Below are 12,004 nucleotides of genomic sequence, written 5' to 3'. Positions count from 1 at the left end.
ATGGCATTAGCGGGATGCAATTCCTTCATCCATCATCCAGTGGTCATTCAGTTTGAGCACTTTCTCCATAATATCACGTACACAGCCCAGTCCTCCGCCATACGGAGATACATACCTGGAAATACTTTTGATCTCAGGCGCGGCATCTGCCGGGCAGGTAGCCAGGCCTACCAGCTGCATCGGGGCATAGTCAGGGATATCATCTCCCATATATAAAATTTCCTCCCAGCGAAGGTCATTTTCAAAGACGTAATCCTGCAGCTTTTCTTTCTTATCCACAATCCCAACATAAATATCTTTAATGCCGAGGCCTTGCAGGCGACTCACCACGCTTTCGGACTTGCCTCCGGAGATGATGACTACCCGGTAACCTTTCTTTACGGCCAGCTGCATGGCGTAGCCATCTTTAATGTTCATCTTGCGGGACAGCTCTCCTCCCGGCAGCAGCTGCACGGTTCCGTCGGTCAATACCCCATCCACATCCAGTACGAAGGTGGTGATAGGCTTAAATAATGCTAAAATGTTCATAGTCGGCGGCGAAAATACGAATTATGCTACTTCCCTGCTTTATCGTGAAAGTTAAAAATACTGTCCGACATCACATTATATACCAATTGCAGGTATTCATCGTTTGCCAGGAGTTCCCGGTGGAGTGCCATGGTGGTTTCATCCTGGCGCAGGGCCGGACCTGTTTGTACCGTTTCAGGTGCAAATTTCTCCAGGCGGTCGAAGGTTTCCTTTATAATAGGCTGCAGCAGGGTGAAGTCGAGGTGTTCCTTTTCGCAATAGGCTTTTGCCCGGGCAAAGAGGTGGTTGGTAAAATTATTGACCAGCACGCCGGTGAGGTGATATTGGAGCCGCTGATGGGAATCCGTGACCGTGATACTGGAGGCTATGCTCTGGGCCAGGGCCTGGAGGCGTTTCATGACCTCATCATTGCTGGCTTCCAGCATGATAGGTATTGGCGGATAGTTCTTTATTTCTTTCCGGATGGATTGCAGGGGGTACATAACGCCGGTGTTGGAGGAGATCTTAGCGATGGCGCTGAGGGGCACGGCGCCGGCGGTATGGGCTACCATGCGGCGGCCGAGGCGCAGTTCGTCGTTCAGCACCGGATAGGCGGCATCGGAAACGGCGAGCAGGTACATGTCTGCCTCCATATTAATATCCAACAGGTCAGTAATATAAGGAGCGTGCAGCATTTCGCCCAGTTCAGCAGCGCGGGCCTGGTTGCGTCCCACAATTTGTATAACCTGGTGTCCGTGAATTTTTAGCAGGTGCCCGAAACAATGCGCGATATTGCCAGTGCCAACTATTACGATATCCATTAATATTAATTTATTTGTTGGTGGATTAAAACAGGGATTCAGCCCGCCAATATACAGCGTTTACGCCGGTATCCGTTTTTTCATTACATTACAAGTGAATTTAAACTAATACGAGCACCTTATTTTTTATTTTCAAGGTACTTTTATATACTTGCAGAATTCGTAAGCCTTTATTTTACGAAATTTTGCGTATTTAGCAGCATATTAAAGAAGCATACATGGCAAAAAATTTAGTTATAGTTGAGTCCCCAGCAAAGGCCAAAACCATTGAAAAGATCCTGGGAAAGGACTTTGAAGTCAAATCCTGCTTCGGTCACATACGTGACCTCGAGAAGGACGACATGGGGATAGACATAGATAATAACTTTCAGCCAAAATATGTTGTACCGGAAGATAAGGAAAAGGTAGTAAAAGACCTGAAGAAGCTGGCCAAGGATACCGATGAGGTATGGCTTGCAACGGATGAGGACCGTGAAGGGGAGGCCATTTCATGGCATTTATGTGAGGTGTTGGGTCTGGATCCTAAAACCACCAAAAGAATTGTTTTTCACGAGATCACTAAGCCTGCCATTGAAAATGCGGTGGCACATCCGCGCAAGCTGGATATGGACCGCGTAAATGCGCAACAGGCGCGTCGTATACTGGACCGTATCGTGGGTTTTGAGCTGTCGCCCGTGCTCTGGCGCAAGATGAGTATGCGCAACAGCTTGTCGGCCGGCCGTGTACAGTCGGTAGCCGTTCGCCTGATCGTGGAAAGAGAAAGGGAGATCAACGGCTTCACCGCTGTGAGCACCTTTAAAGTGGAAGCCTGGTTTACCGGCAAGGATATTAATGGTAAGAGTATTTCCTTCAAAGCAGAAGGCCCTAACAAGTTTAAAACAGCCGAAGATGCGGAGAAGTTCCTTACGCAATGCGTAGGCGCCGCTTATACGGTTAAAGATATACAGGTAAAGCCAGGTAAGAAATCGCCGGCGGCCCCTTTCACCACTTCCACCCTGCAACAGGAAGCCAGCCGCAAACTGGGCTACAGCGTTTCCAAAACCATGTTGCTGGCGCAGAAACTCTATGAAAGCGGTAACATTACCTACATGCGTACTGACTCCGTAAACCTCTCTGATACTGCTCTGGGAGATATCCAGAAAGCGATTGTAGGCAGTTGGGGAGATAAATACCATCAGCACCGCAAGTTCAAGAACAAGAACGAATCCGCTCAGGAAGCGCACGAGGCCATCCGCCCTACCTACATGGAAAACACCACGGTAGACGACAGCGATACCCGTAAACTCTATGAGCTGATCTGGAAGCGTACCATTGCCAGCCAGATGTCGGACGCAGAGCTGGAAAAAACCATCGCTAAAATCGATATCTCCACCAACCACGAAGAGCTTACTGCCAGTGGTGAAGTGCTGAAATTCGACGGCTTCCTGAAAGTATATATGGAAAGCCATGATGATGAAGATGTAAACGAAGAAGATACCCAGGAAGGTTCGCTGCCTCCATTGACGGTGAAGCAGTCGCTGGACCTGAAGGAGATGAAAGCAACCGAGCGTTTCTCCCGTCCTGCACCAAGATATACAGAGGCCAGCCTCGTTAAAAAGCTGGAAGAACTTGGCATTGGCCGACCTTCTACCTATGCTCCTACCATTACTACCGTGCAGAAACGCGGGTATGTGGAAAAGAGAGATAAAGAAGGTATTAAAAGAGAATACCGCATTCTGACCCTGAAAGCGGATAAGCTCAGCAAACAAACTGACAGCGAAAATACCGGTGCGGAAAAGTCTAAGCTATTCCCTACTGACCTTGGTATGATCGTGACGGACTTCCTGAATCAGTACTTCAACTCCGTAATGGACTATGGCTTCACAGCTAAGATTGAAGGAGAGTTTGACGAAATCGCCAACGGTAAGAAGGTTTGGAATAAGATGCTGGCCGAATTCTACAATCCTTTCCATAAGGATGTGGAGAACACGCTGGAAAATGCAGAACGTGTAAAAGGTGAGCGTCCGCTGGGTGTGGAAGAAGGCACCGGTAAACCGATTGTGGCACGTATGGGCCGCTATGGTCCGATGATTCAGATCGGCCAGGTCGAAGATGAGGAAAAACCGCGCTTCGCCAAGCTGAAACAGACCCAGAGCATCGAAACCATTACACTGGAAGAAGCGATGGAGTTGTTCAGACTTCCGCGCAATCTCGGCCAATTTGAAGATTCAGATGTTATTATTAATATAGGTCGTTTCGGCCCTTATGCGGCGCATGACAAGAAGTTCTATTCCCTGAAAAAGGAAATGGACCCTTACACGGTGGAGCTGGATGAGATAGCACCGCTGATTGTGGAAAAGCGTACTGCCAAGGATGAGCGTACCATCAAGGTTTTTGAAAAAGAGAAAATACAGATCCTGAAAGGCCCTTATGGTCCTTACATCAAGCAGGGTCTTAAAAACTATAAGATCCCCAAAGAGAGGATAGACCAGGCCGCAGATATTACTGTGGAAGAAGCTAAGGCCATCATTGAAGATGTAAAAGCGAATCCACCGAAAAAGAAAGCCCCGCCAAGGAAGAAAAAGGCCTAGTGAGGCCGGTTTCAAGGGAACATTGGCGGCGGGATTGACCATTGTTACACAGTTGACATGCACGAAAACAGAGAAATAAACGCTTTGTTCCACCTGTTGGATGATCCGGATCAGGAGGTTTTTGATACCGTGGCCAGCAAGATTTTGCTGTATGGTAAGGAAATCATCCCGAACCTGGAGAATTTGTGGGAGAATACCATCGACGAGTCAATTCAGGAGCGTATAGAGCTGCTCATTCATCGTGTGCACTACCAGGATTTGCAGGCAGCCCTGCGAACCTGGAGCCTGTCCGAACAACAAGACCTGCTCGAAGGAGCCATACTTACCGCCCGTTATCAATTTCCTGACCTGGCACGTACCCAGATCACCACGGAAATTGAGCGTATCAAGCGTAACATCTGGCTGGAACTCAATAACTACCTGACCCCGCTGGAGCAGATAAATGTGCTGAACAGCATGATTTATAACTACTTTGGCCTGAAGGGAGAAGAGATTTCCTATCAGCGCAGGAACCAGTTTTTCCTGAACCAGGTGATAGAATCCAAGAAAGGCAATCCGTTTACCAATGGTATCATCTATCAGGCGCTTTGCAGCATGCTGGATTTACCGGTGTATGCGGTAAACATACCGCGTCAGTTTATACTGGCGTATTTCGATTCTTTTGTGGATTTTTCGGTGCCGGTGGAGCCGGACGATTACCGCATCTTATTTTACATTGACCCCCTGCAAGGGCAGATTTACACCCAGCAGGATGTGGATACCTACCTGAAGCGCGTTTCAGTGCCGTCAGTACCTTCTTATTTTAAACCACAGTCAAACAAGCGCATTATTCAGCTATTGCTGGAGGAGTTGGCCAAATGCTTCCGGGAGGATAAAGACCAGTACCGGCAGGATGAGCTGATGAATCTGGGTAGTATACTGGAGGAATAAATTTGATCCCCGCCAATGGCGGGGATTTTTTTTGCCCTATGGTTGGCCGGGATTGAAGTAATAATAATAGAAAAAGATTTTTCGTTATATCTCCCTATGAAATACATTTCATTATCCCTGTTAGCGATAGGGCTGTTTGCCTGTGAAGTGCCATCAGCAGCGTATTTACCACCGTTGCATACACACATCAACGAAATCCACCTGAAAGACACCTGTTTAGGCACCTTGCAAATGGCCATACCGGACCGGTATGATACTTCATTTACATGGAAGCACCATTCCGACTGTCATACCTGTGGTAATGAAAAATTAAGATATCAACGTAAGGCTCAGCCGATTGATAAGGAATCCGGGTTTTTCTACCGTCATGTACAAGCAGATTCAGTGGATAATATTACAGTGGCTTATTCGTCCATTTCAAAGTACGACCACCTGCAAAAACAAGATAACGCTACCATTGCACGAGCTTTCAGAGAATGGTTGGCAATGGAAAACTCACACTGGAAAGAAATGGGTATAAAAACGCCCAGGGACACCTTGATGAACATTGATCACAGGTGTATTCCAGTAGTAATCTATGCTCCGAAAGAAAAGGAAGGAATTCTGTGTAATAAGGCAGAAGCTTATGTGAATATGAGAGGTTACCCTGTCATCATTACCTACCTTTTGAAGGCAAAAGCATCAGATACCCTATGTAAGCATTTTACGGAAAGAACGCTGGAATTAATCAATTCCATCAAGCTGCCAGATTAGACAAGACCGAAGGTCCCGTCTAATCCGGCGGAAATACTACCAATTAAAAAGCCCACCGCATAAGCGATGGGCTTCTTAATTTCTTGCAAGAATATTATCGAAATGATAATCTCTTAGTGTGCAGCAGGAGCTGGAGCTGGAGCCGCAGCAGCGCTATCAGCAACTGGAGCAGCAGCAGAATCAACAGTAGCAGCAGAATCAGCAGGAGCTGGTTCAGTTACTGGAGCAGCAGCCATAGTGTCAACTGCAGTTGCAGTAGAATCAGTAGCTTCAGATTTACCACCGTTACAAGCTACAAAGAACATACCTGCAGCGATTGCGAATACGAATAATTTTTTCATTTGTGTGTTGTTTATAGTTTTTTAAAACCGGCGCAAAGGTATTCAATAAATTCAAATTACAAAATATTTATACCTGCAACTGGTTAAATTATTTCTTACGGAAGAAGATTTTCAGCGGCACGCCACGGAAGTCAAAGTTAGTACGGATCTGGTTTTCCAGGTAATTCCTGTACGGTGTTTTCACATCATCAGGGAGGTTACAGAAAAATGCAAATGCCGGTGTATGCGTTGGCAGCTGGGTAACGTATTTGATCTTGATAGGAATACCACGAACTACAGGCGGGTGATAGGCTTCGATGGCCTTGAGCATCACGTCGTTGAGTTTCGAAGTCTGGATCTTGCGAAGGCGGTTATCGTATACGTCCAATGCCACTTCAATGGCTTTGAAAATACGCTGTTTTTCCGTTACGCTGGTGAATACGATAGGTACGTCAGAAAACGGTGCCAGCCTGTTTTTCAGCTCCTTTTCGTAGTCGCGGGCGGTGTTGGTAGCTTTTTCCACCAGGTCCCATTTGTTTACCAGCACTACTACGCCTTTACCTTTTCTGGCGGCGAGACTGAAGATATTCAGGTCCTGTGCGGTGATACCTTTTTCGGCATCGAGCAGCAGCATAACCACATCAGCTTCGTCCAGCGCTTTGATGGCGCGGATAACGGAGTAGAATTCCAGGTCTTCCTGCACTTTGGTTTTACGGCGGATACCCGCAGTATCAATGAGCATGAATTCCTTCTGGAACATATTATAGTGGGTGTGGATGGTATCGCGGGTGGTACCTGCGATATCAGAAACGATATTACGTTCTTCACCTACCAATGCATTGAGCAGGGAGGATTTACCTACGTTTGGCTGCCCGATGATGGCGATTTTAGGGATGTTGGTTTCCATGGAAGCCTCACCCATATCGTCGGTGATGTTGGTCACCACGTCATCGAGGAGTTCGCCGGTACCGCTACCGGACATAGAAGAAAGGAAGTAGATATTATCAAATCCGAGGCTGTAGAATTCGGTAGCTTCGAGTGCGCGCTGTTGGTTATCCACTTTGTTTACCACGAGGTAAACTGGTTTGGAGCTGCGGCGCAGCAGGTCGGCTACTTCTGAGTCGAGGTCGGTGATACCGGTAGTCACATCGCACATGAAGATGAGGAGGTTAGCTTCCTGCATCGCTATTTTTACCTGCTTACGGATTTCGCGTTCGAATACATCATCGCTGCCGGCTACGAATCCGCCGGTATCGATTACGTTGAAAGTTTTACCGTTCCAGTCGGCGATGCCGTACTGGCGATCACGGGTAACGCCGCTCTGGTCATCTACGATGGCCTTGCGTTGTTCCAGTAAACGGTTAAATAATGTTGATTTACCCACGTTCGGGCGCCCTACAATAGCAATTGTAAATCCTGCCATTTCTCTGTTTTATTAATTTGATTGTCGTAATCACCTGTCGCAGCGGGGCTGTGCAGGAATTTATTAATTAGTACCCGTATTCTTTCAGGAAGGTATCATTATCACGCCATTTGCCTCTTACTTTCACAAACAGTTCGAGGAAAACCTTGCGTTCGATAAATGCCTCTATATCTTGACGGGCTCTTGTTCCCACTTCACGGATGGACTTACCTTTTTCTCCAAGGATGATCGCTTTCTGTGATTCGCGGGTTACAATTATTTCGGCAGTAATTTTTGTCAGCGTATCCTTTTCCTGGAACTGCGTAACGATTACTGTTGTATGATAAGGAATCTCTTCTTCGAAGAGCTGGAAGATTTTTTCACGGATCATTTCAGCCACAAAAAAGCGTGTAGACTTATCCGTTAGTGTATCATCCGGGTAGAATGCGTTGGCTTCCGGGATCAGTTTTACGATCTCTTCCAGCAGTACTTTTACATTTTTTTGCTGGCGGGCGGAGATAGGTACTACTACTTTTGCTTTTCCCCACTCCTGGCATTTAGCAACGAGGGCATCCACTTCCTCTTTGGTGAGGTTATCCATTTTGTTGATGATAAGGATGCTGGGTACTTTCAATTTAAGTGAGCTGAAGAGTTCCAGGTTTTCTTCCAGGTTATCTTTAGCGTCCATGATGAGCAGGGCTACGTCCGCATCTTCGAGGGCGGATTTCACAGCTGACATCATTTTTTCATGGAGTTTGTACTTAGGGTCGATGATACCGGGGGTATCGGAAAATACGATCTGGTAGCCTGGTTCTGTGAGCACACCCGTGATGCGGTGGCGGGTGGTTTGCACTTTAGGAGAGATAATAGCCAGTTTTTCGCCCATGATGGCGTTTAACAATGTACTCTTTCCCGCATTGGGCTTCCCGAAAATATTTACAAAACCTGCTTTGTGCATCTTATCCCTATTAAAAATTGAAATCTTCTTTTACTAAACACCAAACTTAGGCAGAGGGTTGTCCGGTGGCGCTTCCGCAAATAAAAAAAGCCGAATTTCTTCGGCTCTTTTACTAATATTTTGTAGCGAGGAGCGGATTCGAACCACTGACCTTCGGGTTATGAGCCCGACGAGCTACCTCTGCTCTACCTCGCAATGAGGGTGCAAAGATAGGAGTATTTACATAAACGCCAAATATTTTTAGAGAAAATCTAAGAATTAAATCATAATTATTTGATTTTCAATTATATGCATTTTATTTTTATGCAAAACCTTCGGTTTTGCCGGGGGGGTCCGCGCTTCGCGCGGCGGTGAGGTTGGGAGATGTGGTGTCAGCAGCCGGACATTCACGCGGACAATGACCGGGCAATTTATGGTGTAGATTGACCGGCATGGTTATGAAGATGGTGATCGTCCCGGGGATTGCGGATATTGGCCACCATGGTCATGCGGATAGCTATCGACGTCGTAATACCGATCCTCACGGGTTGATGTTCATCGCGGTAGAGGCGCAATGCTTGCGCCTCCTCGCCTGAATCATGCCCGAACACCTCCACATACATGAAAAAAGTCACGCCGGATGGCGTGACTTCTATAGGAATGCACATAATTCAGTTTCAGAAGGGCAGCGGGATTTTCAGCTGAGGCCACTTTTAAAATGGCAGGTCGTCTGCGGGCGTTTCCTGCTCAGGTACCGTTTCTCCTACAGGAGGAGCCACTGCAACGGCAGCTTTTCTTTTGTCGTCGTCTTTACGGCTGAGCAGCTGGAGTGAAAACACTTTCAGGCGAAGGATATTTGACAATACGCCTGAATTAGTGCTTACATACGAATCCGCTTTGGGAGCGCCTTCGATATGCACGAGCGTTCCCTGCAGCAGATAAGGAGCCAGCTGTGGTTTATCCCACATACTGCAATCCACCCAGGTAGTACGCTCATTGAGCACTCCTGCCTTGTCACGGAATTTTTCGTTTACCGCTACCGTAAAGCTAAGAACTGAACCACCGTTAACCTCTCGGAGTACGGCATCCCGGCCTAAATGGCCGATTAACTGCAACTTAATCATCTCAATAAAATTTAATGGTTAAAAAAAATTGATGATGATTGAGAGAAGTCATTGAAAATACCGAAAATCCCCTAGCCCAAAAAATAATTTATTTATTTCAGGTGTCCGTTACTACCTTTGTACCGGAAACGGCCTATACGCCGCTTTCACATGGGGTGCCTTACTTTCAGGCTGAGATCACACCCACAGAACCTGGACCAGGTAATGCTGGTTAGGAAAGCTAAAATACTTAACAGATATTCTAACATGAAACAGTTACTGTTGTGGGTACTGCTGCTTACAGCTGCTACCGTACAAGCACAATCCGTCGTTACCGGCACTGTTACCAACAAAGCCAACGGCCAACCTATGGAAGGCGTATCCGTATCCGTGAACCAGCAAGGCGCACTGACGGACCGCAAAGGACACTTTAGTATTCCTCTTAAAAAAAGCGGCGCCTACACGCTTAATGCCAGCTTCCTCGGATTTAAACCATACACTGCCGCCATCAATGCCAATGGTCAGCTCCGCGCAGATATCGCCCTGGAGGAAACAGGTCTCTTTGTAAAACCTGTGGAGATCAGTAGTCTCCGCGCCGGAAAAAACTCTCCGTTTGTCAATAGCACCATGAATGCGGAAGAAATTAAAAAAGCGAACCTGGGACAGGACCTGCCATTTATTCTCAATCAGCAACCTGGTGTGGTGTCCAGCTCTGATGCAGGTACCGGTATCGGCTACACGGGCATGCGCGTACGCGGCTCCGACATCACCCGTATCAATGTTACTGTGAATGGCATTCCCGTTAACGACGCGGAATCGCAAGGGACTTTCTTTGTGAACATGCCCGACTTCGCCAGCTCTGTCAGCAGTATTGAACTACAACGCGGCGTAGGTACCAGCACCAATGGTGCCGGTGCATTTGGTGCTACCCTCAACCTCAGCACCAACGAGTTCAGAGAAAAAGCATATGGCGAAATCAACAGCAGCTTCGGTTCTTTCAACAGCTGGAAAAACACGGTGCGCGCAGGTTCCGGCCTCATCGGCGATCACTTTACCATCGATGCACGCCTGTCTAAAATCACTTCTGATGGCTATATAGACCGCGCTACATCTGACCTGAAATCATTCTATACTTCCGCTGCCTATATCAGCAAAAAAACGGCTATCCGACTCAACATCTTCTCTGGTAAGGAACGCACTTACCAGGCCTGGAACGGCGTTCCCGAAGCACTGCTGAAAACAGACCGTACCTACAACTCAGCAGGTACCGAAAAACCAGGCACACCGTACGATAACGAAACCGACAACTACCAACAGGACCATTACCAGTTGTTTTATAACCAGGAAATCAAATCAAACCTGAACTTCAATGTGGCGGCCCACCTTACCCGCGGCCGCGGCTACTATGAACAATACAAAGCAAATCAGGACTTCCCTAAATATGGCCTGAAACCACCAGTAATCAACGGCGACAGCGTATATACCACCGACCTGGTGCGTCAACTGTGGCTGGACAACTATTTCTACGGTGGCGTATTTTCCGTAAACCGTACCGGTAAGAAATTCAACTGGAGCCTTGGTGGCGGCTGGAACCGCTATGAAGGGCAACATATTGACAAAGTAATATGGGCATACGTGGGAATTGATAAAGACTATGAATACCACCGCTTCCCTGCGGATAAGAATGATTTCAACATTTACTGGAAAGGACAATATAACATCACTGATGCCTTCCAGTTTTTTGTTGACCTGCAATACCGCAACGTACAATACAACATGTACGGCTTCGATGATGATGCCAACTATAAGCCACAACTGAAGTATAACTTCTTCAATCCAAAAGCTGGCATCAACTACTTCCTCAATCCTAACAGCAGGCTGTTTGCCAGCATTGCCGTTGCACATAAAGAGCCTAACCGCACCGACTTCGAATCCAACATAGGTGCTAAAGAGCCTCAACCCGAGGAACTACGCGACATTGAAGCAGGTTACAGCTGGCACAACAGCAATGTAAACATCCAGGCGAATGTGTACTATATGGATTATAAAAACCAGTTGGTACAAACCGGTCAGCTGAATGATGTAGGTGCTTACATCCGCACTAATATTCCTAAAAGCTACCGTATGGGCGTAGAATTAACGGCAACGGCTAAACTGAGCAATGTATTTACCATTGCAGCTGATGCCGCCCTCTCCGACAACAAAGTGAAAAACTTTAATGGTGTGTATTACGACGGTGACTATGCCCCCCATACGGTGGAATTTGGCACCACGCCCATTTCCTTCTCCCCTAACTTTGTGGGCGGTTATACGCTCTCTGCAAAACCGGTTAAAAACCTTAACATAGATCTGCTGGGTAAATATGTAAGCAGGCAGTTCCTGGATAACACCGGCGATAAAAATGCTAGTTTAAAAGCTTACTATGTGAGCGACCTGCGATTGGGCTATACTATTCCACAGTCGCTGTTCCGTGAATTGGGCGTACAGCTCCTCCTCAATAACATCTTCAATAAAATGTATGAGCCGAATGGCAGTACATATGGGACATATGTAGATGGAAAAGTGGTACCGGATAATTATTATTATCCAATGGCTGGGTTTAACTTTTTTGTGGGGGTGAATGTAGGGTTCTAATGATAACTCCTCTGCACAGAACCTATG

At 47.0% G+C, this 12,004-nt stretch carries 11 protein-coding genes, 1 tRNA gene and 1 riboswitch; of the genes, 4 read left to right on the top strand and 8 right to left on the bottom strand.

Translation table 11 applies throughout. The annotated features are described in order from the left end of the window. Positions 1–6 precede the first annotated feature (6 nt). Positions 7–528 carry an HAD family hydrolase gene (locus KW844_RS13910; RefSeq protein ID WP_218377390.1) on the bottom strand — a complete coding sequence of 174 codons (522 nt, stop codon included), beginning with the start codon at positions 526–528 and terminating at the stop codon, positions 7–9. Positions 529–554: 26 nt separating this feature from the next. After that, on the bottom strand, positions 555–1,328 hold the full coding sequence (locus tag KW844_RS13905; RefSeq protein WP_218377389.1) for a Rossmann-like and DUF2520 domain-containing protein: 774 nt from the start codon (positions 1,326–1,328) through the stop codon (positions 555–557). 218 nt (positions 1,329–1,546) lie between these two features. Between KW844_RS13905 and topA the strand changes: the two genes are divergently transcribed. The 3 genes from topA to KW844_RS13890 are packed head-to-tail and all read left to right on the top strand — an operon-like array spanning position 1,547 to position 5,581. After that, on the top strand, positions 1,547–3,898 hold the full coding sequence (gene topA, locus KW844_RS13900; protein WP_218377388.1) for a type I DNA topoisomerase: 2,352 nt from the start codon (positions 1,547–1,549) through the stop codon (positions 3,896–3,898). 57 nt (positions 3,899–3,955) lie between these two features. Then, positions 3,956–4,828, top strand: coding sequence for a transglutaminase-like domain-containing protein (locus tag KW844_RS13895; protein WP_218377387.1), 873 nt, complete (start codon positions 3,956–3,958; stop codon positions 4,826–4,828). Positions 4,829–4,843: 15 nt separating this feature from the next. Next, positions 4,844–5,581, top strand: coding sequence for a hypothetical protein (locus tag KW844_RS13890; RefSeq protein WP_218377386.1), 738 nt, complete (start codon positions 4,844–4,846; stop codon positions 5,579–5,581). A 113-nt stretch (positions 5,582–5,694) separates the two neighbouring features. On the opposite strand, the gene KW844_RS13885 is transcribed toward KW844_RS13890, so the two are convergent. The 6 genes from KW844_RS13885 to KW844_RS13860 all read right to left on the bottom strand — a co-directional run bounded on the left by KW844_RS13885 (position 5,695) and on the right by KW844_RS13860 (position 9,364). Continuing rightward, positions 5,695–5,922 carry a hypothetical protein gene (locus tag KW844_RS13885; protein ID WP_218377385.1) on the bottom strand — a complete coding sequence of 76 codons (228 nt, stop codon included), beginning with the start codon at positions 5,920–5,922 and terminating at the stop codon, positions 5,695–5,697. Positions 5,923–6,010: 88 nt separating this feature from the next. Then, a complete protein-coding gene (der, locus tag KW844_RS13880; protein ID WP_218377384.1) occupies positions 6,011–7,324 on the bottom strand; it encodes a ribosome biogenesis GTPase Der in 1,314 nt (437 codons plus the stop codon). Positions 7,325–7,391: 67 nt separating this feature from the next. Next, a complete protein-coding gene (gene era / locus KW844_RS13875) occupies positions 7,392–8,261 on the bottom strand; it encodes a GTPase Era (protein WP_218377383.1) in 870 nt (289 codons plus the stop codon). Between the two features lie 123 nt (positions 8,262–8,384). Further along, positions 8,385–8,456, bottom strand: a tRNA-Met gene (locus KW844_RS13870). Between the two features lie 215 nt (positions 8,457–8,671). Then, positions 8,672–8,908, bottom strand: coding sequence for a hypothetical protein (locus KW844_RS13865; RefSeq protein ID WP_218377382.1), 237 nt, complete (start codon positions 8,906–8,908; stop codon positions 8,672–8,674). A 45-nt stretch (positions 8,909–8,953) separates the two neighbouring features. After that, complete coding sequence (locus KW844_RS13860; protein ID WP_218377381.1) at positions 8,954–9,364, bottom strand: single-stranded DNA-binding protein; 411 nt, start codon at positions 9,362–9,364, stop codon at positions 8,954–8,956. A 141-nt stretch (positions 9,365–9,505) separates the two neighbouring features. Further along, positions 9,506–9,599: riboswitch (TPP riboswitch) on the top strand. Between the two features lie 11 nt (positions 9,600–9,610). Here KW844_RS13860 and KW844_RS13855 point away from each other — a divergent pair. After that, entirely contained in the window at positions 9,611–11,977 is a 2,367-nt protein-coding gene (locus KW844_RS13855; RefSeq protein ID WP_218377380.1) for a TonB-dependent receptor, read from the top strand. Positions 11,978–12,004: the final 27 nt, after the last annotated feature.

This window comes from Chitinophaga sp. sic0106, assembly GCF_019219075.1.
Classification (GTDB): domain Bacteria; phylum Bacteroidota; class Bacteroidia; order Chitinophagales; family Chitinophagaceae; genus Chitinophaga.
Note: the sequence above shows the minus strand (reverse complement) of the source record. Positions and strands in the feature narration are given on the sequence as shown.

What these genes read in the sequence shown, in the direction of transcription:
- KW844_RS13910 (WP_218377390.1), bottom strand. Translation starts at nt 528, where the DNA reads ATGAACATTTTAGCATTATTTAAGCCTATCACCACCTTCGTACTGGAT.
- KW844_RS13905 (WP_218377389.1), bottom strand. Translation starts at nt 1,328, where the DNA reads ATGGATATCGTAATAGTTGGCACTGGCAATATCGCGCATTGTTTCGGG.
- topA (WP_218377388.1), top strand. Translation starts at nt 1,547, where the DNA reads ATGGCAAAAAATTTAGTTATAGTTGAGTCCCCAGCAAAGGCCAAAACC.
- KW844_RS13895 (WP_218377387.1), top strand. Translation starts at nt 3,956, where the DNA reads ATGCACGAAAACAGAGAAATAAACGCTTTGTTCCACCTGTTGGATGAT.
- KW844_RS13890 (WP_218377386.1), top strand. Translation starts at nt 4,844, where the DNA reads ATGGCGGGGATTTTTTTTGCCCTATGGTTGGCCGGGATTGAAGTAATA.
- KW844_RS13885 (WP_218377385.1), bottom strand. Translation starts at nt 5,922, where the DNA reads ATGAAAAAATTATTCGTATTCGCAATCGCTGCAGGTATGTTCTTTGTA.
- der (WP_218377384.1), bottom strand. Translation starts at nt 7,324, where the DNA reads ATGGCAGGATTTACAATTGCTATTGTAGGGCGCCCGAACGTGGGTAAA.
- era (WP_218377383.1), bottom strand. Translation starts at nt 8,261, where the DNA reads ATGCACAAAGCAGGTTTTGTAAATATTTTCGGGAAGCCCAATGCGGGA.
- KW844_RS13865 (WP_218377382.1), bottom strand. Translation starts at nt 8,908, where the DNA reads ATGTGCATTCCTATAGAAGTCACGCCATCCGGCGTGACTTTTTTCATG.
- KW844_RS13860 (WP_218377381.1), bottom strand. Translation starts at nt 9,364, where the DNA reads ATGATTAAGTTGCAGTTAATCGGCCATTTAGGCCGGGATGCCGTACTC.
- KW844_RS13855 (WP_218377380.1), top strand. Translation starts at nt 9,611, where the DNA reads ATGAAACAGTTACTGTTGTGGGTACTGCTGCTTACAGCTGCTACCGTA.